Origin of the sequence: Geomicrobium sp. JCM 19037, from assembly GCF_000698105.1 — a bacterium.
Classification (GTDB): Bacteria; Bacillota; Bacilli; order Bacillales; family Marinococcaceae; genus Geomicrobium_A.
Genome location: NZ_BAWZ01000055.1, coordinates 1 through 22,244, shown reverse-complemented (window position 1 = coordinate 22,244; position 22,244 = coordinate 1). Strand labels below are relative to the sequence as shown.

Sequence of the window (22,244 nt, the reverse complement as noted above, 5' to 3'; positions counted from 1 at the left end):
GTAATAGTATACTAATATGAAAGCGCTGTCTAGTGATTAGAAAAAATAATTAATTAATTTTCTTTCAATATGCATATGTCCCACCCCTAGAAATACTTTGAAGGATGTTTGTATTTTTTAACAAAATTAGCTTTTGAGCAAAAAAATGATGATAACAGGTGCTCATATTTCACCTTAACCCTCTACTATCATGAATTTCTCAAAACGCTACTCTTATTAAAGCTCAAGTAATTAAGACGAATAGACACCATACGGTGGATAAGCATAGATGAAAATAGACTACTAATAAGCTCTGGTTCTAATCAAAGACTGGCGTACGAAAAAAATCGAGTGTGATTATTCAAGATGCGGGGAGCTAACTATTACTATTTTCCTGTATGTTACTATCACAGAAGTTTGTGTTAACACTACTGCTTCCCATCCCCAGCAAATAAAAAGGATTGCCCAAAAATTGGGCAATCCTCACACGTTAGTTAATATTTAGACGTCCTTCTGCAGTCTCTCTCGTTTCATTTCCGTCAGCATCTGTCACTTTCACTTCGATTTCAGCGCCTTGAACTGAAAGGTTTCTTATGGCGGTCCAATAGCCGACATATTGTCCAGGTGAGCTCTCCCACATCGGCAATTCAGTAGGCGGTTGTGACTGACTCGTGAGCGGCAGGCGGATGGAGAACACCGCATTCAAGCCGGGGTCACTATCAAACGCAATTCTTACGGATTCACCTGCTGCAAGCGTCCTATTTTCAGCTGGTTGCAAGTTGCGGATGAGCCCTTCTTCTGGTGGATCAACAGGTTCTCCTAGATGGTCGTCGTCAGCATGCGGGGCACGTTCTCCTCCAACGCCTACACCGATGTAAGCAAAGTCATTCACTGCACCTGGCGTGCTGTGTGAAAATCCAACTTGGCCTCCGTACATGTTGTCTTCGGTTGTGACGATTTGCCAACTGTCTGGCTCGTCTTCACCATCTGGCCAAACTTTGAGTTGCAAGGCCGCTGCATCTCTTTGAAGTAATACACGGTACCATTCATCTTCAGATACTTCAAAACCTGGCTCGGCGATGCCGAGGGTTGTACTTGAGCCCCCGCTTCGTTGCATAATTCGGACGGTTCCGTTCTCGTACTCATCGTCTGGGAGCCGTGCATCTGCATAAATGTCATTCTCACTTCCTGGCGACCCAGACATATGGAATCCAAGTTCAAATACGTGGTTTTGAATGTTCGAGCCTTGAACGAGTGCGAAGATTTCTGTACTTCCATAAAGTTCTCCTACCGCATCCGCTGTAAAGCCTCTCACACCTGAACGAGCGGTATGCTCCAAGCGCAGTGGTTCATCAGCAATGGTAAGCTGCTCGTCTTCACCTTGCCAAATCGGTGACCACTCGTCAGGCTGTTCACCAACGACATCATCGGTGAAATCAAACACATATTGCTCAGGGTCGCTCACTGGCGGCGTATCCGGCCAGTACTTCGGAATATCATAAAATGCATCGCCATCAAGCTCGTGCACTGAGCCATCCGTCATCGACTCCGCAATTCCCCAAAGACCTGCTGTAACCTTATCAATGAGTTCTTGATCATAAGGAACTTGAGGTTGTTGTCCTGCCATTTCAAATAATACCGCTCCGCTTCCGTTCAAACCGAATGCACCTAACGCAATGCCAGAAAGGTCAAAGGTTGACGGGTACGTGTACCGAGCCAGCCCCGCTTCATGGCCATCTTCTGCATGAGCATGAATGCCTTCTGCCGCTGCTAAATTATAACGCCGGGATTTGTCTTGGTCCCATTCTGGGTAGTCTTCCACGTATTTAGGGTTGTTATCTGGTCCTAGCGGCGGGTGGCTAAGCGCAATCGACACATCCTGATCCGTGCCTTCAAGTTGCGGCGTGCCCATATGGTGCAAATTCACATACGATTCCACAATGCCAAACTCTTCTTGTAGTTCTTGATATAAATCAGCAAGAGCGCGAGCTTCATTCGTTAAGTAGAATCCGTAATGAGCACTCGTTCCAGGCAAATCATCTGCCTCTGCTTCAAAGTCCAAGTCCGGATGGAAATCACGATTAATATCAAAACCGTTACGGCTTTCATTATGATACCAAGCAGGTTCAGCGCCCTCTAAGTGGGGATGATATTCAAGGACTTCTTCCCAAGAGATGTCATTTTGACGTTTTACGAGTTCAGAGCCATCAGGGTTAAGCTTAGGAACGGTGACAATCGTTACTTCCTCTAGTATATGATCTCTTTCACCCGCTGCAAGTTCGTCCAACATATCGATAATGGCTTCTGTGCCTGATTTTTCGTTGCCATGAATCTCACTATCAATGAGTAACACTTGATCGCCATCGCCCATTCTCGTCGCATAAATGTCGCGACCTTGATGGGATTCGCCTATCACATCTAATTCCAGAAGACCTTCACTCATCTCTTCGATACGGAAAAGCTCTTCAACCATTTCTTCGTAATTCGTCCAACGTTCATCTAACGCTTCAATTGATTGCGCACTCGGTTCTTCATACTCTTCCTCTTCAAGTAGAGCAAAAGATTCCGTTGGTTGCCACAGTGAAAGAAGTAGTACGAATGACAGTGAATATTTCCAAGCTGATGTTTTCAAATAAAAGCCCTCCTCCATTTATTTAGTCACCCTAAGTAATTTGAATACTAGCACAAAAATTCACTAAATTTAATTAACTAATTCGAATAAACTAAAAATAAACATTTATACTTATCTCCTCTACACAATTGATGCAGGTCGATGTTATCGAGTTTAGGACATTACACATGTAGCACCGCCCAATCCATCAACGAACTGGGCGGTTTAATTACAATTTTCATGCGTTAACGAAATGTCAATCTTCTCATCATTCCGTGAGCAAGCGCCAAACACGCACGCAGGAAATTCGGCTCGGTAATGTCATGTGTTCGTTTGTCGCGATCATCACCTTGCACTTCAGCTCTCCAATCAGAGTCGATCGCGTGTTCAATAGATGTATTGAAGCCGTCCACATCTGGATAATAATCTTTAATAAACCTGTCCCACCAATCTTGAAATGGCTGGTCACCTTTCACATCTCCCGTATTCATCACAGGAATTTGACGACTGTAGTCAACGATTTGTTCCCCGTCATCAGCGATGTGCGTCGGCAGAGAAGAAAAGTCTTCCTCTCTTCTCACTGTCGTGTCTGGACTCAGCTGGTTTGGAACCACCCCATGAACGTCAACAAGAACACGGAACCCTTCAGCAAGCTCACGCGCACCCGCTTGAAATCCACCTTCAACTTCCTCATAAAATTTTCTTTCATGGTTGCTTTTAAGCCATATTCCAGCATCCCTAAATGCATGCCCGTCCAAGACGTATACCCTGCGATAAGCACTGGCCGCCCTGCTCCTGTAAGATGCTGTTTCCCTGCAGTGAGATTCTTCGAAAATTGACTCACATCATAATTGATTTCCTGAATGTATATGCCCATATTCTTGAATCTTCGGGCTGTTCTTCCATAAGGTTGGTCATACACTTGACCATTGTGATTAAGGTAGCTGTCCATCGCCATTGCATAGGCATACCACATTACCCCATTCATCGGATAACGCGCATTCGGAAAGGATTGCTCATCATCAACAATCAAATGATCGACCATATACTCAATGGTATGATCGTCCATAAAAGACCACGTATGTTCACGGTAATGGCGATCACTCCAATCCCAACACTGGTCAAGCATATCCTCCACCCGCTCTTTAACGTTATCGCAAAGATTCCCATTCAGTCCTTTAATAAAGACGAGGCTCGCCGTTAGTGCACTAATGCCAGGTGTACCACCATCCATCGGACCGTCTCTTAAATACCCTTCCATCTCGCCACCTTCACTTGTTTCATCGAAGATCGCATTGATTGCTTTCGATAGCTCGTCACTTACTTCAACAGCCAAGCTGTCTTCTTTATGAACTTCTCTAGCCTCATATTCGAGTTGCGAGAGAAAAATCATAAACGAAGCCATCCGGTAATAACGCCCTCCCATATAAATCGGAGCATATTCTGGGTTTGACACAGACCCCCGGTTGTATTCCTTAACTCCTGGTGTAACCGCTGTTTGAACGTGATTACGCTTTAAGAAGTACTCCTCAAATACTCGTTTACTCACTTCATATGCATTTGACATGCAATCACCTCTTTAGGATTCTGTATATTCTGCCATGCTACTACATAAAGAGAGGTTCTTCTTTGCAAATCAACGTGAAAACCAAGATATTTTTTATCCTTATAATAAACTGACCCTCTCATTAATAGAAAAAGCTAAATAACAGCAAAAAACCACCAAACCATAAGGATTGGCGGAACAATTATAATTCGTACTTGTTAAAAAAAGCGCGAAGTCGAGCGAGGTATAATTCGTTCTCTTCATGATGAGGTGAATGTCCACTCTGTTCAAAAATGTGATATTCATGGTTCGGAATATGACTCGCTATCTCATCCGAGCATTCCACTGGTGTAATCCAATCGTGTCTGCCAACAGTAATAAATACAGGGACATTAATGCTCGGCAACTGATCAACAATATTATAATTAGGTTTGTTGTATTTGAATGCTGCGTTATGTGTTTCATATCGATAATAGATACTGTCCATCTTCTTTTTAACGGCGACTTCATCGTATTCAACGGTGTAAAGAGGCTGAATAGCGGAAAACACTCGTTTAAATTCCTCGTTTGATGCGACCTCTCCAGCGAAGAGACGAATGAGTTCGTCTTCGCTCACATCGGTAAGGTTCGCATCTTTTGCCGCTTGAACAGAATCTTGATCAAAGCGTTTACTCGCCGCAGTATCACGAAGTAGTACTGCTCGTACAGATTCTGGATAGCGAAGTACATATTCTAGTGCAAGAAACCCGCCGTAAGATCCACCTAATATGATAATCGGTTCATCGACGAGTTCTTTTCTCACTGACTCAATATCTTCAGTCCATTGTTCATGTGTGAAAGGCGGTTTTCCTTCAGAATAACCCGAACCCCTCATATCCATGAAGATTAACCGATAATCGGTACCGAGATCTGAAAATGCTTTAATGTCACTTCGACAGTCTCCAAGACCAGGTGCCCCGTGAATGAAAAAGATGGCTTTTCCATTTGGATTTCCCTGTTCTTCAATGTATAGTTCATTCCCATTAATCATTCGTTTCATGCTAATCTCCTTCCTACTTTGTGTTTTTTGGATCTAGTGCGTCCCGTAAGCCATCACCAAGAAAATTGTAGGCAAGAACAATGAGCGTAATTGCGATTCCCGGTAAAAAACCGAGCATTGGGGCTGTCCAAATGTACTGCTGGGCATTTTGCAACATATTCCCCCATGTTGGTGTTGGTGGTTGAATCCCAAGGCCAAGATAACTAATGGCACTTTCGGTGAGAATGGCTCCCGCTATACAGAGCGTTGCTGCAACAATTATTGAAGGTGTAACTTGTGGCAGTACGTACCTTAGCAGCACCCTCATTTTTGTTGCCCCAGACGCAATCGCAGCCTCGACAAACTCATACTCTTTCCATTTAAGGGTTTCACCGTACACCACTCTAGCAATCTCCATCCACGTCGTGAAGGCAATAACAAGAATGACCATTGCTGGCGATGTACCGAGAACAGTTAGGGCAACAAGAACGAAAAAGTAGTTCGGTATCGCCATCATCGCTTCCGTAAATCTCATGAGCACAGCTTCTATACTCTTTCCAAAAAAACCAGCGACTGCCCCGACAAATACACCAATGATAATGGAACAAATCATTGCGGCTAGCCCGACGAGCAATGTCACCTGGCCCCCGTGTAGGAGGCGGGCAAATACATCACGACCCAGTTCATCTGTTCCAAATGGATGGGTGAGTGACCAACTAGCATGAACACCTATCTCAGCAATTCGATCTGGATGATGTGGCCAAACTAGAGGAACTAAAAAGACAACAAGATGAAGCAATACAATAAAGCAAAGGGAAAAGAAAGCGAGTTTATTTTGATATAGGCGCTGCATCAAACTCAACTTGGCTGGAGCGCTAACAGCAATCGGCTGGCCGTTCAGCCAGTTACGTTCTCCATCGTTATTCATCTCCTAAATCTATGAAATATTCTTAACGCGTGGGTCTATTTTTGAGTAAACAAGATCAACGATTAAATTGGATAAAATTACGACAGAAGTAATAATAACTGTGACACCCATGACCAAAGGATAATCACGGCTTTGAGCCGCTTCCAAAATCAAGGTGCCGATTCCCGGCCAGCCGAAAATTGCCTCGGTGATTACGGCCCCGCTCAACAATCTAGGGATGAGCACTCCGATCATCGTAATCACCGGAATTAACGCATTTCTTAGCGCATGAACATAAATTACAGTACGCTCTCCTGCCCCTTTTGCACGTACAGTTCGAATATATTGCTGAGAGATCACTTCTAGCATTGAAGAGCGTGTGAACCTTACAATGTTCGGTAAGATCGTTGTCGACAAAATCAATACAGGCAACAACAAATGTGAAAGCCAGTTTAATAGATCAAAGTTTTCTCCACGTGCACCAACACCTGAGGATGGGAGCCAACCAAGCTGAATAGAAAACCATTGAATAAGCATCAGCGCCAACCAAAATGCAGGTACAGATAACCCGATAACACTAATAAAGTTAATCGAATAATCTGCAATAGTTCCACGCTTGATTGCTGAAATAACACCGAGGACGATTCCAATGGAAATCGCGAGTGCAAGCGTGAATAAACTTAGCTCAATTGTATAAGGAATTCTTTCTAACACACGTTCAATCACGGGCTGATTACTCGAGAAAGACGTCCCAAAATCCCCTTGAACAGCATTGAAGATCCAATCCCCATAACGAACAACCACAGGATCATCAAGCCCGTAACGCTCAATCATCGCTTGCCTCTCTGCTTCAGATGCATCCATTCTCATTACACCTGAAGGTCCACCTGGTGCAAGATTGATGAGAAAGAACGTGATGACGGTAACAATAAATAACAAAATAACACTTTGACCAGCTCGGTTAAGTAAGAAACGTAACATCGGAATAGCCCCCCCTCTAATCAGGGTTAGTTTTTTTAAGCCCGCCCTTTACGGGCGGGATGTATCACTGTTCTAAATACCATTCATTAATGTAATGCAATGAATCTCCGAATGCGAGATCTGGTACACCTTGCAAAGCGTCTACCTTCACTTGCGCTTCCTGCGGATACCATAGGAAGTTGTAAGGCTGTTCTGTTGCCATTAATTCTTGTGCTTGATTGTAGATTTCTTGCCTTTCAGACATATCACTTGTTTGCGCGCCTGCTTCAAGCAGTTGGTCCATTTCCTCGTTTTGGTAGCCAGGAATGTTATTGCCACTTCCAGCATTTTCAGAATGGATATATGGCTGTAAATCAGGATCGCTTGCATAACGCCACCAGTTTAGCGTTACATCATAATCACGGTTAATAACAACTTGATCAATCATCGTGTTCCATTCCATCGTCTGAAGTTCAACATTAAAGCCGACCTCAATTAAATATTGTTGAATTAATTGAGCAATCTGCTCCAAATCCCCTTGAATTCCGATTTCAAAATTGATGTCGAACGTTTCTCCATCTTTTTCGAATACGCCATTGTCATTTTGTTCCCAGCCTGCTTCGCTCATAAGAGAGACGCTTCGTCTGGATCATACGCCAATGTTTCTACATCATCACGGTAATACTCCTCAAGTGCCGGGGATATCCCGTGATCTGCAATGGTTCCGTATCCTTGTAGGACAGTATCAATGATGTTTTCGCGGTTAATCGCGTGTGTGATGGCTTGGCGAACGAGCGGCTCTTGGTATTTTTCATGTTCTTGATTGAGTGATAACCAATAAAACTGTGTCGTTTCACGAGGGTACACATCAACCCCATCTTGCTGCTCAATCCGCTCAATGGATGCAGTATCCTCTAATGAAAAGATTGATAACTCGCCACTTAAAATTTGCGCAACGTGTGTATTGCTATCTGCCAACACTTTATATTCCACTTCATCTAATAGAGCGGTATCTCCAAAGTAATCTTCATTTCTTTCAAGAACTACGGATTGACCGGAAGTGTACGTCGACATTTTGAACGGCCCGGTTCCTACGGCATTATCCTTATTAAAGGAACTCAAGTCCCATGGGTCTTCCCCGTTAAAGATATGTTCTGGAAGAATCTCTGAGTTGAATCCAAGGTAGGCCGGTAATGCTGCTACAGGATTCGACAGCTTAAACGTCACTGTAAACTCATCATCTGCGACAACTTCTTCTACATCACCGAAAAATGACGCGCCGTTTGCCCCTAATTCCTCATTGAGTACGATTTCGTTAAATGTATACGAGACATCCTCAGAATCAAAAGTTTCTCCATCGTGCCAAAGTACATCTTCTCGAACTTGGAATGTCCACTCCAATTCATCTTCCGAAGTCTCCCACGACTCCGCCAAGCTTGGTGACGGAACTAAGTCTTCACCTGGTTTTGTTAACCCTGAAAATAGGACGCGGTTCACGACATTGGATTCAGCATACGCGTTCGGGTGCCACGGGTTAAATGTAGGGTCAGCAACGATAGGAATGGAAACTTTCCCTCCTGATTGCCCACCACTTCCTTCTTCAGCTTCTTCTCCGGAATCTTCAACTGTCTCCCCACTTGAATTACCATCATCACCGGACGAATCTTCTGAACCATACGCACACGCCGATAAAACACCAAGACTAGCTACGATAAGTAAGCCTGTTCTCGCTAACTTCTTCATGCCCCTACCCCCTCCTACTTATTATTTAGCCCACGTTTTCTTTAAGCACTCTGAATATGTTCAGTCCAATAACTTTGCGAATATCTTCACGTGAATACCCACGTTTGACGAGCCAGCGCACGATGTTCGGGAAGCATTCTGCTGGGTTCTCCAACCCTTTTACATAGTCAACCTTAACCATGTCAGATTTTTGCGCGGATTTAATCGATAATCTTGATGCTAATAACTCATGTAATTTCACATGATCACCAAACAGTGTATCTGGTCCAAAAGCAACGTGATCAATTCCAACTAGGTTTGCTGTGTACTCAAAGTGCTCCATAAATGATTCAATGTTATGTTCTGGATGGTTGCTCGTAATCGTAGAGTGCGGTGCTGCCTCAATTGCGATAACGCCTCCACGCGCCGCACAAGCTTTAATCACTTCGTCTGGTTTCATACGCTTTGAATCCCATAACGTTCTTGCACCCGCGTGGTTTATCGTGACCGGCTTCTCACTCGTTTCAATCGTATCCAGTGATGTTTGGTCACCTGCATGGGAGATGTCTACGGTAATCCCTAATTTGTTCATTCTACGTACAGCTTGCTTCCCAAAAACACTCAGCCCGCTATCGTTTGGCTCACGAAGTCCAGATCCTAATGCGTTTGCTTCAGAATATACGACACCCATCGTTCGAATACCGAGTCCGTGTAATACGTCTAGGCGATCTAGCTCGTTCTCAATCATTGAGCAAGACTCTAAAGCACCTACAAATGCAATTTTCCCTTCCTTTTTTGCACGGTATAAATCTTCTGTTCGCTCTGCTTTTATGACCATATCTTGATGAGCAATGTCGCTATACCGAATTCCGATATCGTGAATGACATCTGACCACTTCCAGCCAGCTTGGGATGTGATCATCGCTGTGCCATCCATAAAGTTCTCAAAAATTACATCGAGGCCAGAACGACTTAACGCTTCAAAACCTGTCCAATCTCTGCCCTGATGACGGAACTCATAAAATTGCGATAAGTCTTTAGGGGCGACAAACGTATGCTCATGCATCGAGACGATATGATCTTCGTTTAAAATTTGTGTCGCTAGCTCTTCTTCCTCACTACTTACTGGGTATTCGTACTTCTCTACGCGAGTATCTTCCTCAGAAAGCTCATATTCCTTATAATCTTCGCCTGCGTCAAGATACTGAAATGATTTGTACCCGTCATAGTGTTTAGGATTTGCGATTTCTTTTTTTGTTTGCATACATCATGCTCCTTCTTGATTTTGTTTTTTTTATGGCGTCTTGCAGTGTTTCATATGGTTGTAGTGGATAATGACAGGCAACAAAATGACCTGGTGTCATTTCTGTTAGTTCTGGTATCTCCTGTTTGCATAAGTTTGTTGCTAAAGGACAACGAGTTTGGAAGCGACAGCCACTAGGAGGGTTTGCAGGTGAAGGAACCTCTCCTCTTAAAATAATTCTTTCTTTTTTTACGTGGTTCGCTTCTGGGACAGTGGAGAGTAATGCCGCTGTATACGGGTGCGCAGGTGAATCAAACACTTCATCCGTATGTGCCAACTCCACAAGTTTTCCAAGATACATAACACCGACTCGATCAGAGATATGCCGGACAACATTTAATCCGTGTGCAATAAACAGTAACGTTAACCCTAGTTCCTTTTTTAATCGCATGAGTAGATTAATAATTTGTGATTGTACAGATACATCTAATGCTGATACAGGTTCGTCAGCAACAATAAACTTAGGGTTCAATGCTAACGCCCTTGCAATACCTACCCTCTGTCTTTGCCCCCCAGAAAACTCATGTGGTAATGATTCATTCTAGTAGGGTCTAAACCGACATACTCGAGTAGCTCTTGGATTTTTTGTTCCTTTTCTTTCCCTTTATACAATTGATGAATATCATACATTTCGCCGATGGATTGACCAATGCTAAACCTTGGATTAAGTGAGCCAAATGGATCTTGGTAGATCATTTGCATATCTTTTCTTAGATTTCTTAAATCTCGATTGGATAACGACAGGACATCTTGATCCTCAAAAGTTACGGTTCCTTCCGTCGGCTCCTGCAGTCGCAAGATGTTTCTTCCAAGCGTCGACTTTCCACAACCTGATTCACCAACAAGCCCTAGTGTTTCACCTTCATAAATATCAAAGCTAACACCATCAACCGCACGTAATATTTTTGGTTTTGCAAACCCCTCTTTAATCCGAAAGTGTTTTTTTAGATGGGAAACTTTCACAAGGGGTTTTGCGTCTGTTGCACTCATACCGTCACCTCACTCTTTGCCACTTTTTCTGAGTGCCAACATGCTACACTGCCAACTGCTGTCTCTTCCATCGATGCTCAGTCTGTATACACTTTTCAGTGACGAAATCACAGCGAGAGGCAAAGCGACAACCGACAGGCATATCATGTAGACTCGGGATACTACCAGGGATTGAATATAGAGGCACGCCTCGCTCCCCGTCCATTGAAGGTACCGAGCGAAGTAACGCTTTCGTGTACGGGTGATGAGGGGTGTCAAAAATGTCTGATGTCTTCCCCTCTTCTACAATTTTCCCAGCGTACATAATGATCAGCCTGTCCGACATTTCATAAGCGACACCAATATCATGAGTAATGAGCATAAGAGACATCTTTCGCTCTTCTCTAAGACTACGAAGAAGTTCAAGAATTTGCGCTTCTATCGTTACATCCAACGCCGTTGTTGGCTCATCGGCGATGAGTAATTTCGGCTCACAGGCGAGTGCGATTGCAATCATTACCCGCTGCCTCATCCCACCAGATAGCTCATGTGGATACTGCTTGAGTCTTGTTTTAGTATCAGACAAACCGACTTGAGCGAGCAGCTTTTCTGCTCTCGTCAATGCCTCTGATTTTGTTACTTTTTCATGAAAGTGAATGGCCTCTGTAATTTGTTTGCCTATTGTAAATACCGGATTCAAAGCGGTCAGTGGTTCTTGAAAGATCATCGACATTTCTTTGCCCCGGATTTTCCTCATTTCACTTCCTTTTTTCTTAGCCAAATCTTCACCTAAGAAACGAACATCGCCATCAATCTGACCATTCTCAAATTCAACAAGTCGCATCACGCTTAATGAAGTGACACTCTTTCCGCTACCGGACTCACCAACGATGCAAATCGCTTCTCCTTCATCAACATGAAATGAGACGCCATCCACAACTTTTGTCACACGATCTTTGCTTTTATACGATGTTCTCAGGTTTTCAACTTCCAATATCTTTGTAATTGTTCCCCCTCCTCACCTTCAATTGACATAAAGTTCCGATAATTCATTAGGGCTCACTTTAATGATGGGTTGAATTTCCTTTTGGTATCGGAACAAGATGTGCGCATTTTTCATCGCATATTCTTCTGAGATTCGATACGGTGGCCCAGCAATTCCTAATGAACCAATCACTCTTGCATCTCGATTAAATATTGGGACAGCCATTGCTGCGACATCTTCAAATGTTTCACTCGCACTATACGCATAGCCTTGTTCACGGATAACCTTCAACGTCTCATGGAGTTGACTTGGAGACTGTATAAACTTCTCTTCAACAGCTCGTTCACCTACCCGAGCAATGGCGTCTTCTGGTAGGTACGCCAATATTGACTTGTGTGTAGCTCCTAAATACAACGGTGAACGTCTACCGATTGAATCAGCAAACCGGACAATATTACTACCTTCTGCAATGTTGATAAACACACCGTAGTCATGATCCCTTAACGTAAAAACACTACTTTCACCTGTCTCCATGGCTAGTTTCTGCATTGTGGCTTGTATTTGTTCCGATAACTTAAACTTTTCCTGCGCTACATGACTTAGCTCCAACAATTTAAAACCGACTTCATATTTTCCAGAGTCTTCATTTTTCGTTAAATACCCTCGGTCTTCAAAAGTCGATAAAAAACGATGAACGACTGTATGGTTCATATCAAGTTCTCTAGCCAATTCACGCAAACCCCAAGCTGGTTGTTCGACCGTGAATTTCTCTAAAACGGTTAACGATTTATGTACTGTTTTGGAAGTCAACAGCATCCCCCTTAGTAAATACGTTCATAGATTGGTTCTATATATGAACCAGTGTTTCTATTTTTAATTTTCGTACAAATAGCATAATCACGAATCACAATAACGTCAATAGAACATTCGTCATGCACACAAGCTTATTAAATGAATTGTTCAGAATTAAAAAACTATAACGTGTACATTTGAACATACAAAAAAACCGCAGTCGCGGCATGAATGTTCGTTTTTTCTCTTTTCTCTACCTCGGCTTCTAGCACATGTTTCTTCGGTATATTCGTAGATCTCACCATAAAGCAGCAAATATACTCCCTCAAATTTCCGGTCGGTATTCTTCCTAGTTGCCGCACTATACAATGTTAAGTCTGAGCGGACTTAGCGTCGGCGTGGTGTGTGGGGGCGAAAACCTTATCTTAAAACGATCTATGGTGAGATTCTCGTTATTTTTATGAAGTGTATTTTTGAAAATCAGTGATTTCACCATAAGAAGAAAGCGTCTCAGCTGGTGAAGCTATAGTTGACCTCAACATTATGAGCGTAAAAAAGAGTTTACGCGTGGTCATTTACGATGTTGAAGAGCTTGCGTCCTCCACAGCAAGGATGTTCGCCTGCTTCAATGTCCGAACCGCACCTTTCATGTGGCACCACACAATCACATCTACGTCATTCAAACGATAAACAGTAACTTCCCGTTGTGTTAGCTTTCCGCTCTTCGCTTGATAGATAATTTGAACTCGTCTTCTTTTCTCTAGAGATTGCCTCAATGCATACAGCATGAACTCACCTCGTTCGCATTTTTATATATTATATACGAACGTATGTTTCTTTTCAACAGTTGATTCGAACTTATGTTCGTGTATAATGAAATTAAGAACTCACTGGAGGTGCGATGTGGAAGATCTTGAACAGATGAAACGAGTGTTAGTGGAGTCGATTGCACAAGGGCCCAATATCGTCACACTCACGTATCGAAATGGGCGGAATACGACACAAGTAACCGGTAGGTTATATAAGCTTAGCGACGGGGACGAAGAGGTCATCGTTCAGGAAGAGGGGCACTTTTACGTCGTTCGTTACAATGACCTTGTAGATGCGTCCATCACGACAATTAAAAAGAAAACGGTTTAATTTACCGCTTTCTTCTTCATTTTTTGCATACCGTAGAACACGTAGCTGTAATCGTTTGGATGATCATGAAATAGTTCGATCTCCATCTGTATCATTCCAATGACTTCTAGCGCTTCAGGGACGTCGATGTACAACTCGGTCATTTCGTCGAGCTTACGTGCAAGCGGTTCGTAATAGTGCTCGGTCCAGTCTTCATAGGGCAATACGTACGAGAAACAATACTCATAACCATTTTCAGTAATTTGACTTACCTTATTTGCTACAGTATTAATTTCTGGATACCCTTCTTCCCAGAAAGAGCGACTCGCTGAAGAAGGAGATGAATGAAGCCAAGAAATTTCACTGCACACAAGCTGTCCGCCTGGTTTTAACAATGCTTTCCACTCGCTCAATCCTTGTTGAAAGCCAATAATGTAGATCGACCTTCCGCCCAGATGAGATCAAAATATTCATGTGGAAAATCCAACGCCAACATCGATTGATTATGTACTTGAATTCTTTCTTCCAGTCCGAGTCTTTCAACACGGCAAAGTAACTCATCCAAATACGGCTGATGTGTATCTACTGCAATGATTTGGGCGTTCGGAAAGAGGTCTGCAAGAAGAAATGTGTGCACTCCATTTCCTCAACCGATGTCTAAGATTTTCATGTTGTTCGTTGATTTCTTAACGAGCGATGCTGCCTTTCTCGTTGATGCATCACTTCCTGGTGCCAGACGGCTTAAGTCTTCAAATGCTTCATAGAAATAGCTCTCCAATGCTAATCACTCCTGCTTATGATGATGAGGGTGGGTTCACTTCAAAAACCGTTCCTTCTTTTCGATACCCTAGCTTCTCATAATACTCATCCACGTCTGACATGACAAACACGGTATGATTTGGATACTTTTCATAAATGGCGGCCATAAGTTTTTCGCCATACCCGTTCCCACGCTTTTCTTGATGTACAAGCAAGTCGCATACGTATACATGAAACTCACCGTCAACAATTGACCTAGAGTATCCACAAAGCTCTTCGCCCTCATAAGCGAGAAGCGTTAATGAGCCTGCTAACGTCTTTTTATAGTTCTCGCGCCCTTCTTCAGTGAGATAGTCGTTCCACTCCTCACCTTCTGATTCAATCAATTGGAATAAGTCATTTTCGTCCTGTTTTCCATACCGCCTAAGGTTCAACATGCTCATCCTTCACTTTTTACATTATGCTACTACGCCACATCAACTCATGGCAATAAAAAAGCCGCGACCCTTCAGGAAAGGGCCATGGCTCCATTTAACGCTCGATAGTTATTCTTCCTTCTGCAACGTCCCGATACTCTTCTCCTTTATCATTCACTGCGCGAATTTCAATCTGCGCGCCGTCAACGCTTAAGTTATTTGTCGCTGTCCAATATCCTTCATACACCCCTTCTTCAGCTTCTCTCATCGTTACTTCTGTTGGCGGTGCACTTCTTGTAAATAACGGAACTCGAATTGAAAATGCTGCCTCTAGCCCAGGCTCCCCTTCAAAGGACACTTTCACGGATTCACCGCTCGAAGTGTAACGTCTTCAGCCGGTTTCACATTGCGTATCGGAGAGGAATCGTCGTCACCACCGTCACCTTCCGCACTATATTCTGCCAGCCTTACCGCGATTTCGTTCTCAACGCTCGTTGGGGAACTGCCCTTATAGTTGTTGAACAGCATGGCAAAGATCAGCTCATGGCCATCTGCATCTGTCACATAACCAGATAGAGAGGACTTAGATGTGAGGCTTCCCGTCTTTGCAGTAACGTTGCCCTCCGCCGCTGTATCTACATTCTTGTGCGTAGCGTCCCACCAACATAGTGGTCTGGTTCACCTGCGACAGGCAAAGAGTCATAGAAAACCTCGTACCAATCTTCTGTCTGCACATGACTGAGCAGCTGTGTCATCTGTTCTGCCGGAATGGCATTCAGATGAGACATTCCAGAGCCGTCTCTTAGCTGGACAACGTCCATGTCCACGCCCGCTGAATCAAGATAATCTTCAACAACAGACAATCCAGCATCCCAGCTACCTTCGTCTTCAACGACTTTTCCTAACGTTTTCGTCAAGTGTTCTGAATGATTATTTTGACTGAACTTCATAAAAGGAATCATTAATTGTTCCAACGTCATTGACTGTTTATGCGCCAGTTGTTCGGCATCTTCAGGCGTTTCTCCAAGTACGAGTTCTCCGTGCACTTCAATGTTTTCATCGCCTAAACCGTCGTGGAATAGATTGAGCACAAGCTCCGTCGGTTCCCAAATGGAGACGTATTGTGTAAATGGATTGGCTCCAACAGGAATTGTCCCTTCAAAATGAATGTCATTCGTTCCGTGCGCTCGGTCCCAGCTCGTTAACGCTCGTTCTCCACCTTCTTCAACCGTTGTCATCTGATTATCGATCGTAAAATAATCGGACTCAGGTGTGACACGAATATCTGCCGCGTCACCCACTTCCTCTCCTGGATGAACTTCAACATAAATGGAACCGGTGTTGTAGCGATCAAGAGCAAGATCTGAGATGAGGGTAGCATCGGGGGCAACGCTAAGCGCTGATACTTGTGCACCGACATGACCACGTTGATTTGCCCACGATAAATCCAAAGATAATCGCCGATCATCAAAGTAAGAATCATCCGCGATAATATCGCCGTGAATCTGTTCAATTCCAGCCTCACGTAACGTTTGTGCAAATTGTTCATAATCATCAGGAAGCATCGTCGGATCACCGCCCCCTTTTACGTACACATTGCCGTGCAATTCATTTCCTTCTAAATCACCGTCTGTGTATACACCTGTTTCAAATGTGAAGTCAGGACCGAGAACGTCTAGCGCCGTTGCCCCTACAAGTAGCTTTTGTCCAGACGCTGGTGCCAAGCTCGTATGGCTTTGATGGGAAAACAACTCCTCTCCCGTTTCAGCATATTGAACATGAACCCCCGCTAACGCACTATGTAACTGTTCTTCATCAAGTATATCTAAGAGGTCATTCCGCAGTTCAATTTCTGGGCTCACCTCATCCTGACCGTGTAAATCCGTACCTGAACCCGCCGCTACCGTACCGACAATCATGACGCCGACAAGGGACCATTTGAACGTTTGATTCACGTTTCCCATACACATTCCCCCTTCAAATTTTCACCATCGTAGCACTAATTGACTGAGTATTCTATATTTTAAAGCTGATATAGGCTCTTCCTCTATGTAATAAGGAATGATGGCCTTATTCTTAATCGAGATGAACGAGACCTTATTCCTGAAATTTACAGATTTAAGGGATTAGGCAGATTTTTGCAGAATGGTTTTATATAAGCGCCAATCTCACATTGGTGAAATTTAAGAAATAAGGAGCGAGTATCATGAAAAAAGGACGATCTTTGTTCACGTACGGCGTTATCGGAATTGCCGCAATTTCAATGCCTGCATCCGCTCTTGGCGGAGAACACGGTACACCGGATGTCCAACAACTCATCGATCAGATGTCTCCACAAGAAAAAATCGGACAACTCGTTATGCCTTCTACACATGACAACGATGCACAGATGCCAAATGAAGACACAGAAATGTTAATTCGAGATTATAAAGCTGGATCTGTCATTATTTATGGAGACCGGGACGCAGAAACAACCGCAGCATACAATAACCAACTGCAAGAATGGGCATTAGAGACTGAGCAGCAAATTCCTTTGTTCTCCACAGCCGATTTGGAATACGGCACAAACCAGCATGTGACGGACGGAACAGCTTTTCCTAGGCAAATGGGAATCGGGGCGACGAGAGACCTTCAGGCAACTGAAGACATGGCAAGAGTTACCGCCGATGAAATGATTGCCACCGGTTTCAACTGGAACTATTCCCCTTTGGCAGATGTGAATACAAATCCAAATAATCCAGTTATCGGTGTACGCGCCTTTGGAGAAGATACCGAACTCGTTTCAGATATGACCGTTGCCCAAGTGATGGGCTACCAAGACAACGGTGTACTCTCAACACCGAAACACTTTCCCGGTCACGGAGATACGAGCGAAGACTCTCACTATGACCTGCCCGTTGTCACATATGATAGAGAGACGTTAGATAACGTTCATCTACCACCATTTGTTGCTGCCATCGATGCCGGTGCAGACTCCATTATGACCTCACATGTCATCATTGAAGCGATCGATCCGGATCTGCCCGCAACCTTGTCGGAAGACGTCTTAACCGGACTGCTTCGTGAAGAGATGGGATTTGACGGACTGATAGTGACCGATGCCATGTCGATGGATGCTATTGATGATCGTTGGGGCGCAGGAGAGGCCGGAGTCATGACCATTAATGCCGGTGCCGACATCGTCATGGCAACAGGTTCGCTCGACCAGCAAATCGAGACATTCGAAACGATGGTTGAAGCTTTAGAATCTGGAGATTTAACAGAAGAACGCGTCGATGAATCTCTAGAGCGCATTCTACAAACGAAAGAAAACTACAACTTAGATGAGCGCCGCTTCGTTGACCCAGAAACCGCAACGGATGTCGTTAACGATGAAGCACATCAACAGCTAGCCAAACGTATGGCTCAAGATTCCATTACGCTTGTGAAAAACGAAGACGTGCTGCCGTTTGATGCCGATGAAGAAGCACATACACTCGTCGTCGGACCGGAAATTTACAATCAATCGTACTACATTGAAGACATCGCCGCAGCTGTAGACGCAAAAAGCAGCGGTAACGTAGAATATATCGTTACGTCAAATGATCCAAATGCTGATGAAATTGAAGAAGCAGTCACTTCTACGTCCGAAGCCGATCGCGTAATCGTACCGACGTTCTCTGCCGATGTATTGCCTGAAGGACAGCAAGATTTAGTACTCGCCCTTTCCTCCACAGATGTTCCCGTCGCAACAGTCTCATTAGGGCTGCCCTATGACATCGGGAACTACCCAGATGTGGATGCCCATTTGTCCTCTTACGCCATCGAGCGCTGGGGGTCGCCTGTCCCGGTTTCTTGGGAAGCTGCGGTTCATGTGATCTTCGGTGCTGAACCTGGCGGGAAGTTGCCAGTAACGATTGGCGATGACTATCAATTCGGTCACGGCTTAAGTTATGAATCCGATGATTCTCGAGCCATCGAAAACTTACAACCAGCAGAAGACCTCAGCCTTCAAGCAGGTGAGTCAGTGAAGATTTCTTTCGATAGTGAACCTGGAATGGCTGCGTCATTCGCTTTGCGCGCACCGCTCTTTAACCCACTTAGTGCACCTACAGAAATGCCGATGACCGAGGTTGAAGACGGCCATTACGTCGGGTATTGGACGGCAACCAACAACTTATCTGTTGCTGGAGCAGAAATTGAGGTCATCGCTATCGATGAATACGGAAACGAAGAAAGAGACATTGCAAAGGGACGCTTGTTTATTAATCAATAATAGCAAAGGAATACGGGCGCTCTCGGCGCCTGTGTTCCTTCCCCATATAAGCTGGCTGTTTTACGAAGGTGAGCCAAAAAAATGTTTTACCCTAAAACACCAAACATGTTTGTCGAGTACAACACAATTACAACAACGAGCAGAAAAGCAACTTGCGAGAGCGTATGCAAATAACGGTTTTTCTCCGGATCATGTTCCATTCAAAATAGGCACGAACAACCTCAAGTAAGAGAAACGATATAAGAAAAATATACATCCAGTTATGGACGAACCAAGGAAGGGGTTCAGGGTTTTCATAAGCATACGCGAGCCCAATAAATATTAAGACGATGAACGTAATCCGTATTCCCCAATCAATGATACTGTGTGTCCGATTGACAGACTTCGTGAGAAAATGGCTTCTTTTTTCCACATCCAGCACTTTACGCATGATTAGATTAAAAATGAATAGCGACACTAAAACTCCACTGAGAATTAAAAGTAAGTTCATGTCAATCCCCTTCCTGAATGATTAGAATGGCAACTCATCAACCGGTAGCGGCGTAGGCGTATCCTTTCCCCAATCTCTTCGTATAAAGGCGTAGCAAAGGCAATCCTCCAGGGAGCCATCACTATTTTCCCACGCATCGCGAAAGTACCCTTCCTTCACATAGCCACACGCATGAAACGTTTTTCTCATGGCAATGTTAGCCACTTTCGTGTGCCCTTCAATGCGGTACTTTTTTTGTGGCAACTGGAAAATGTAATCGGTTGCCCAATGAAGACACTGTTTACCAAGCCCTTGACCCCGAAAACGTTCAGCTAACCTCATATCGATAAATGGAATGTCATCGTTAATGTCTTCAATAACTAAGAGCCCAACCTTTTCGGCATCATTCTCTATCCAAAACGCCTGATTGTTTCTGTTCATATAAAACGATTGAAACACTTTTCGATACTCCTCGTCTGAGGAAGATACCGAACGATGAAACGGCCAGGTGCTCGCTAAAAGAAATGTGATCACCTCGTTTTCATCTTCGTTATGTATTGGTGTCATCTTCACCTGCTTCATCTCCTTTAATTTCAGTAGATAACTGTGGGTCAACATCCACACTTGGATGGATGCGCTCGATATGCGCAATAAACCCACTCTGATCTTTCGGTGAAACGATGATCGGCATTAGCCACCCCGACCGTTCCAGTTCCAGGCGATCTTTTATACTCGCCGCCGGAGCACTGATTAGGCTACGCGTCGGTCGAATCGCTTGAATTTCTTGAAGGGGAATGGATTTTGCTCGTATAAAAAAACAAAAATAAATGTGTAGCTGGTTATCTGTCAATTTGTAATGAATAATGAAACAACCACCAATAAAAAGAATGGTGAAACCGATAATCGCAAACCCCACCGGGTGAGGACTGATGAACAACGGGATGCTCGCAGGAATGAGCACGATTATAATAAAGGTATTCATCCCTATCGAATAACTCGTTCGTGTTTTCATGAATTCGATCACCTCCCTATTGAGCGAATACACCACTTACGACGTCTCTCGAACCGAAGCAATTACTCGTGCCAAAACTTCATCGTACTTTAGAAGAAGCTCCTTAACAGAAACGACACAAAAGCCAGGCGCCCCAACGACAGTAGACAGCTCCACATCATCATAAATGATGCTCAAGCTTACTGCTCGATCTCCGACCTCTTGTTGATTCACGTCGTCATATAACGTATGGATTGCATCTGAAAGTGATTTTTCTAGCGCAAAGCCTCCTGCAAAACTTTCCCACCAATGGTGAAAGCCTCGTTCGGTTAATCGGTAATGCTCCCCTCCTCTTACTGAAGGCAGAACAAGTGGTGCCGAACTCGGTCATTCATCGTTTCATATAACAACGAATCACTGTTCAAATCTTTGGCAAGCTGAACAACTGTAGACTTCCAAAGATTCGCAAAAGCTTCTTCAAACGGTTCTAGAAAATACGCTTTTGGCTGTTCAACGTATGGAAATCTTCCCTCGCGATTTCCGTATGTATGATGTAAATACGTGTTTTTTAAATAAACGTAATAATTTAATATTTTAGATGCGTGGCTAACTAGCATCATAATTCCCCACTCCTCATGTCTACGATTCAAAAAGAGTCATATTCAAAACCACGACGAAAAAAGCAAGCTCCCCTGCACTGAACATCTTGTCTTCATGAATGTACACCGTCTTCTTAAATCTCGGTTTTTTTGTGTGCGATGTGACTACGCTAGCTATACGTTGTTGATGACCATCGTAAAGGTAAGATTCGTGTTTACCGAGTTGCATATACGGTTTTGTTATTTCAAAACATAGATTCTGAAAGGTCGCTGTATAAAAAGTCGCATTAGCGGATAGTGTTTCTTTCGTATTTGAAACCATGATGATTTCCCCTGCTCGTTCCAGCTTTGAATGCTTATCTTGAACAAAAACCTTCCAATTTCTTCTTTTATATTCTTTCTTTTGCTCGATAACACACACCACACACTTATCAACCTTGGCTTTAAACGATTTCTCCCTAGCAAAAAACCAAATGGCTTCGCTATGGATAAATTCCCTAACACATTTTTATTACTTCTAATTTTTTGCTTGAAAAGTGTCGGTTGCAACGGACTGTTGATGACCAATTCCATAATAACCCCCAAAAACTGAATCATTATAATTTTACCGCAACAAACTTCTTACGTCGAATGCATCTGTATACGTTGAATGAAAGAAATTCACTGAATCGGATGTCAGAGATAGGTCTTTCTGGGTGAGTGCTTGCGTATTGCGTGTTGAAATTCATCTCGTTGCCGATCGTTGTTGGTCACTGCAAAGGTTGGGGGCAACACGAAAAACGTTTTCCGAAGGTAGAAAGTTGTAACCGAGACTCACCACCTGGCACAAGCATGTGATGGCCGG

At 43.8% G+C, this 22,244-nt stretch carries 25 protein-coding genes and 2 pseudogenes; 3 read left to right on the top strand and 24 right to left on the bottom strand.

Annotated elements, in window-relative coordinates; all coding sequences use genetic code 11:
• Positions 1–469 precede the first annotated feature (469 nt).
• The 13 genes and pseudogenes from JCM19037_RS23735 to JCM19037_RS20815 all read right to left on the bottom strand — a co-directional run bounded on the left by JCM19037_RS23735 (position 470) and on the right by JCM19037_RS20815 (position 13,580).
• Entirely contained in the window at positions 470–2,611 is a 2,142-nt protein-coding gene (locus JCM19037_RS23735; RefSeq protein ID WP_193744837.1) for a M14 family zinc carboxypeptidase, read from the bottom strand.
• 224 nt (positions 2,612–2,835) lie between these two features.
• Positions 2,836–3,204 carry a hypothetical protein gene (locus JCM19037_RS20865; protein ID WP_152549173.1) on the bottom strand — a complete coding sequence of 123 codons (369 nt, stop codon included), beginning with the start codon at positions 3,202–3,204 and terminating at the stop codon, positions 2,836–2,838.
• A complete protein-coding gene (locus JCM19037_RS20860; RefSeq protein ID WP_042404344.1) occupies positions 3,186–4,157 on the bottom strand; it encodes a hypothetical protein in 972 nt (323 codons plus the stop codon). The genes JCM19037_RS20865 and JCM19037_RS20860 overlap by 19 nt, the downstream gene beginning before the upstream one ends.
• 181 nt (positions 4,158–4,338) lie before the next feature.
• Positions 4,339–5,175 carry an alpha/beta fold hydrolase gene (locus JCM19037_RS20855; RefSeq protein WP_042404342.1) on the bottom strand — a complete coding sequence of 279 codons (837 nt, stop codon included), beginning with the start codon at positions 5,173–5,175 and terminating at the stop codon, positions 4,339–4,341.
• A gap of 13 nt (positions 5,176–5,188) precedes the next feature.
• Positions 5,189–6,082, bottom strand: coding sequence for an ABC transporter permease (locus JCM19037_RS20850; RefSeq protein ID WP_052364163.1), 894 nt, complete (start codon positions 6,080–6,082; stop codon positions 5,189–5,191).
• Between the two features lie 9 nt (positions 6,083–6,091).
• On the bottom strand, positions 6,092–7,042 hold the full coding sequence (locus JCM19037_RS20845; protein ID WP_042404339.1) for an ABC transporter permease: 951 nt from the start codon (positions 7,040–7,042) through the stop codon (positions 6,092–6,094).
• Positions 7,043–7,106: 64 nt separating this feature from the next.
• Positions 7,107–7,649 (bottom strand): ABC transporter substrate-binding protein, encoded by a 543-nt coding sequence (locus JCM19037_RS28935; protein ID WP_255357963.1) that lies wholly within the window; start codon positions 7,647–7,649, stop codon positions 7,107–7,109.
• Complete coding sequence (locus tag JCM19037_RS20840; RefSeq protein WP_255357962.1) at positions 7,646–8,764, bottom strand: ABC transporter substrate-binding protein; 1,119 nt, start codon at positions 8,762–8,764, stop codon at positions 7,646–7,648. Before JCM19037_RS20840 ends, JCM19037_RS28935 begins: the two co-directional genes overlap by 4 nt.
• A 25-nt stretch (positions 8,765–8,789) precedes the next feature.
• Entirely contained in the window at positions 8,790–10,007 is a 1,218-nt protein-coding gene (locus JCM19037_RS20835; protein WP_042404337.1) for a dipeptidase, read from the bottom strand.
• A pseudogene (locus JCM19037_RS20830) lies at positions 9,976–11,036 on the bottom strand (ABC transporter ATP-binding protein). The gene JCM19037_RS20835 and the pseudogene JCM19037_RS20830 overlap by 32 nt, the downstream one beginning before the upstream one ends.
• 43 nt (positions 11,037–11,079) lie before the next feature.
• Complete coding sequence (locus JCM19037_RS20825) at positions 11,080–11,964, bottom strand: ABC transporter ATP-binding protein (protein ID WP_238544845.1); 885 nt, start codon at positions 11,962–11,964, stop codon at positions 11,080–11,082.
• A 75-nt stretch (positions 11,965–12,039) separates the two neighbouring features.
• Entirely contained in the window at positions 12,040–12,810 is a 771-nt protein-coding gene (locus JCM19037_RS20820) for an IclR family transcriptional regulator (RefSeq protein ID WP_052364162.1), read from the bottom strand.
• A 557-nt stretch (positions 12,811–13,367) separates the two neighbouring features.
• Entirely contained in the window at positions 13,368–13,580 is a 213-nt protein-coding gene (locus tag JCM19037_RS20815) for a hypothetical protein (RefSeq protein WP_042404332.1), read from the bottom strand.
• Between the two features lie 115 nt (positions 13,581–13,695).
• Here JCM19037_RS20815 and JCM19037_RS20810 point away from each other — a divergent pair, with 115 nt between their 5' ends.
• A complete protein-coding gene (locus JCM19037_RS20810; protein ID WP_042404330.1) occupies positions 13,696–13,932 on the top strand; it encodes a hypothetical protein in 237 nt (78 codons plus the stop codon).
• Here JCM19037_RS20810 and JCM19037_RS23730 read toward each other — a convergent pair.
• From JCM19037_RS23730 to dacB, 6 genes and pseudogenes are all read right to left on the bottom strand, one after another.
• A complete protein-coding gene (locus tag JCM19037_RS23730; protein ID WP_152549172.1) occupies positions 13,929–14,282 on the bottom strand; it encodes a hypothetical protein in 354 nt (117 codons plus the stop codon). The genes JCM19037_RS20810 and JCM19037_RS23730 overlap by 4 nt on opposite strands.
• Positions 14,283–14,320: 38 nt before the next feature.
• Entirely contained in the window at positions 14,321–14,548 is a 228-nt protein-coding gene (locus tag JCM19037_RS23725) for a class I SAM-dependent methyltransferase (RefSeq protein WP_052364160.1), read from the bottom strand.
• 9 nt (positions 14,549–14,557) lie between these two features.
• Positions 14,558–14,689, bottom strand: a complete 132-nt coding sequence (locus tag JCM19037_RS28930) for a hypothetical protein (protein WP_255357961.1) — start codon at positions 14,687–14,689, stop codon at positions 14,558–14,560.
• 16 nt (positions 14,690–14,705) lie between these two features.
• Entirely contained in the window at positions 14,706–15,107 is a 402-nt protein-coding gene (locus JCM19037_RS20800; protein WP_052364159.1) for a GNAT family N-acetyltransferase, read from the bottom strand.
• 94 nt (positions 15,108–15,201) lie between these two features.
• Positions 15,202–15,450 (bottom strand): hypothetical protein, encoded by a 249-nt coding sequence (locus tag JCM19037_RS20795; RefSeq protein ID WP_042404328.1) that lies wholly within the window; start codon positions 15,448–15,450, stop codon positions 15,202–15,204.
• A pseudogene (gene dacB, locus JCM19037_RS20790) lies at positions 15,447–17,005 on the bottom strand (D-alanyl-D-alanine carboxypeptidase/D-alanyl-D-alanine-endopeptidase). The gene JCM19037_RS20795 and the pseudogene dacB overlap by 4 nt, the downstream one beginning before the upstream one ends.
• A gap of 287 nt (positions 17,006–17,292) precedes the next feature.
• On the opposite strand from dacB, the gene JCM19037_RS20785 reads away from it, so the two are divergent.
• Positions 17,293–19,341 carry a glycoside hydrolase family 3 protein gene (locus JCM19037_RS20785; RefSeq protein WP_052364156.1) on the top strand — a complete coding sequence of 683 codons (2,049 nt, stop codon included), beginning with the start codon at positions 17,293–17,295 and terminating at the stop codon, positions 19,339–19,341.
• A gap of 127 nt (positions 19,342–19,468) precedes the next feature.
• Here the strand turns inward: JCM19037_RS20785 and JCM19037_RS30385 are convergent, their stop codons facing one another.
• From JCM19037_RS30385 to JCM19037_RS20765, 5 genes are all read right to left on the bottom strand, one after another.
• Positions 19,469–19,831 (bottom strand): DUF4181 domain-containing protein, encoded by a 363-nt coding sequence (locus tag JCM19037_RS30385; protein WP_042404326.1) that lies wholly within the window; start codon positions 19,829–19,831, stop codon positions 19,469–19,471.
• A gap of 21 nt (positions 19,832–19,852) precedes the next feature.
• Positions 19,853–20,377, bottom strand: a complete 525-nt coding sequence (locus JCM19037_RS20775) for a GNAT family N-acetyltransferase (protein ID WP_238544846.1) — start codon at positions 20,375–20,377, stop codon at positions 19,853–19,855.
• Complete coding sequence (locus tag JCM19037_RS20770) at positions 20,361–20,822, bottom strand: PH domain-containing protein (protein ID WP_042404323.1); 462 nt, start codon at positions 20,820–20,822, stop codon at positions 20,361–20,363. Before JCM19037_RS20770 ends, JCM19037_RS20775 begins: the two co-directional genes overlap by 17 nt.
• Positions 20,823–20,858: 36 nt before the next feature.
• The gene (locus tag JCM19037_RS26120) at positions 20,859–21,035 is read right to left on the bottom strand and encodes a hypothetical protein (RefSeq protein ID WP_193744836.1); all 177 of its coding nucleotides are present in this window, start codon (positions 21,033–21,035) and stop codon (positions 20,859–20,861) included.
• Positions 21,036–21,154: 119 nt separating this feature from the next.
• Positions 21,155–21,421, bottom strand: coding sequence for a hypothetical protein (locus tag JCM19037_RS20765; RefSeq protein ID WP_042404321.1), 267 nt, complete (start codon positions 21,419–21,421; stop codon positions 21,155–21,157).
• Here JCM19037_RS20765 and JCM19037_RS30380 point away from each other — a divergent pair.
• Positions 21,393–21,656 (top strand): UBP-type zinc finger domain-containing protein, encoded by a 264-nt coding sequence (locus tag JCM19037_RS30380; RefSeq protein WP_373901394.1) that lies wholly within the window; start codon positions 21,393–21,395, stop codon positions 21,654–21,656. The two genes, JCM19037_RS20765 and JCM19037_RS30380, sit on opposite strands and share 29 nt — an antisense overlap.
• Positions 21,657–22,244: the final 588 nt, after the last annotated feature.

Excerpts from the sequence above, each read along its gene's own strand:
- JCM19037_RS20860 (WP_042404344.1), bottom strand. The coding sequence starts at position 4,157 with ATGTCAAATGCATATGAAGTGAGTAAACGAGTATTTGAGGAGTACTTC.
- JCM19037_RS20855 (WP_042404342.1), bottom strand. The coding sequence starts at position 5,175 with ATGAAACGAATGATTAATGGGAATGAACTATACATTGAAGAACAGGGA.
- JCM19037_RS20850 (WP_052364163.1), bottom strand. The coding sequence starts at position 6,082 with ATGAATAACGATGGAGAACGTAACTGGCTGAACGGCCAGCCGATTGCT.
- JCM19037_RS20845 (WP_042404339.1), bottom strand. The coding sequence starts at position 7,042 with ATGTTACGTTTCTTACTTAACCGAGCTGGTCAAAGTGTTATTTTGTTA.
- JCM19037_RS28935 (WP_255357963.1), bottom strand. The coding sequence starts at position 7,649 with ATGAGCGAAGCAGGCTGGGAACAAAATGACAATGGCGTATTCGAAAAA.
- JCM19037_RS20840 (WP_255357962.1), bottom strand. The coding sequence starts at position 8,764 with ATGAAGAAGTTAGCGAGAACAGGCTTACTTATCGTAGCTAGTCTTGGT.
- JCM19037_RS20835 (WP_042404337.1), bottom strand. The coding sequence starts at position 10,007 with ATGCAAACAAAAAAAGAAATCGCAAATCCTAAACACTATGACGGGTAC.
- JCM19037_RS20815 (WP_042404332.1), bottom strand. The coding sequence starts at position 13,580 with ATGCTGTATGCATTGAGGCAATCTCTAGAGAAAAGAAGACGAGTTCAA.
- JCM19037_RS20800 (WP_052364159.1), bottom strand. The coding sequence starts at position 15,107 with ATGTTGAACCTTAGGCGGTATGGAAAACAGGACGAAAATGACTTATTC.
- JCM19037_RS20785 (WP_052364156.1), top strand. The coding sequence starts at position 17,293 with ATGAAAAAAGGACGATCTTTGTTCACGTACGGCGTTATCGGAATTGCC.
- JCM19037_RS30385 (WP_042404326.1), bottom strand. The coding sequence starts at position 19,831 with ATGAACTTACTTTTAATTCTCAGTGGAGTTTTAGTGTCGCTATTCATT.
- JCM19037_RS20775 (WP_238544846.1), bottom strand. The coding sequence starts at position 20,377 with ATGACACCAATACATAACGAAGATGAAAACGAGGTGATCACATTTCTT.
- JCM19037_RS20770 (WP_042404323.1), bottom strand. The coding sequence starts at position 20,822 with ATGAAAACACGAACGAGTTATTCGATAGGGATGAATACCTTTATTATA.
- JCM19037_RS20765 (WP_042404321.1), bottom strand. The coding sequence starts at position 21,421 with ATGATGCTAGTTAGCCACGCATCTAAAATATTAAATTATTACGTTTAT.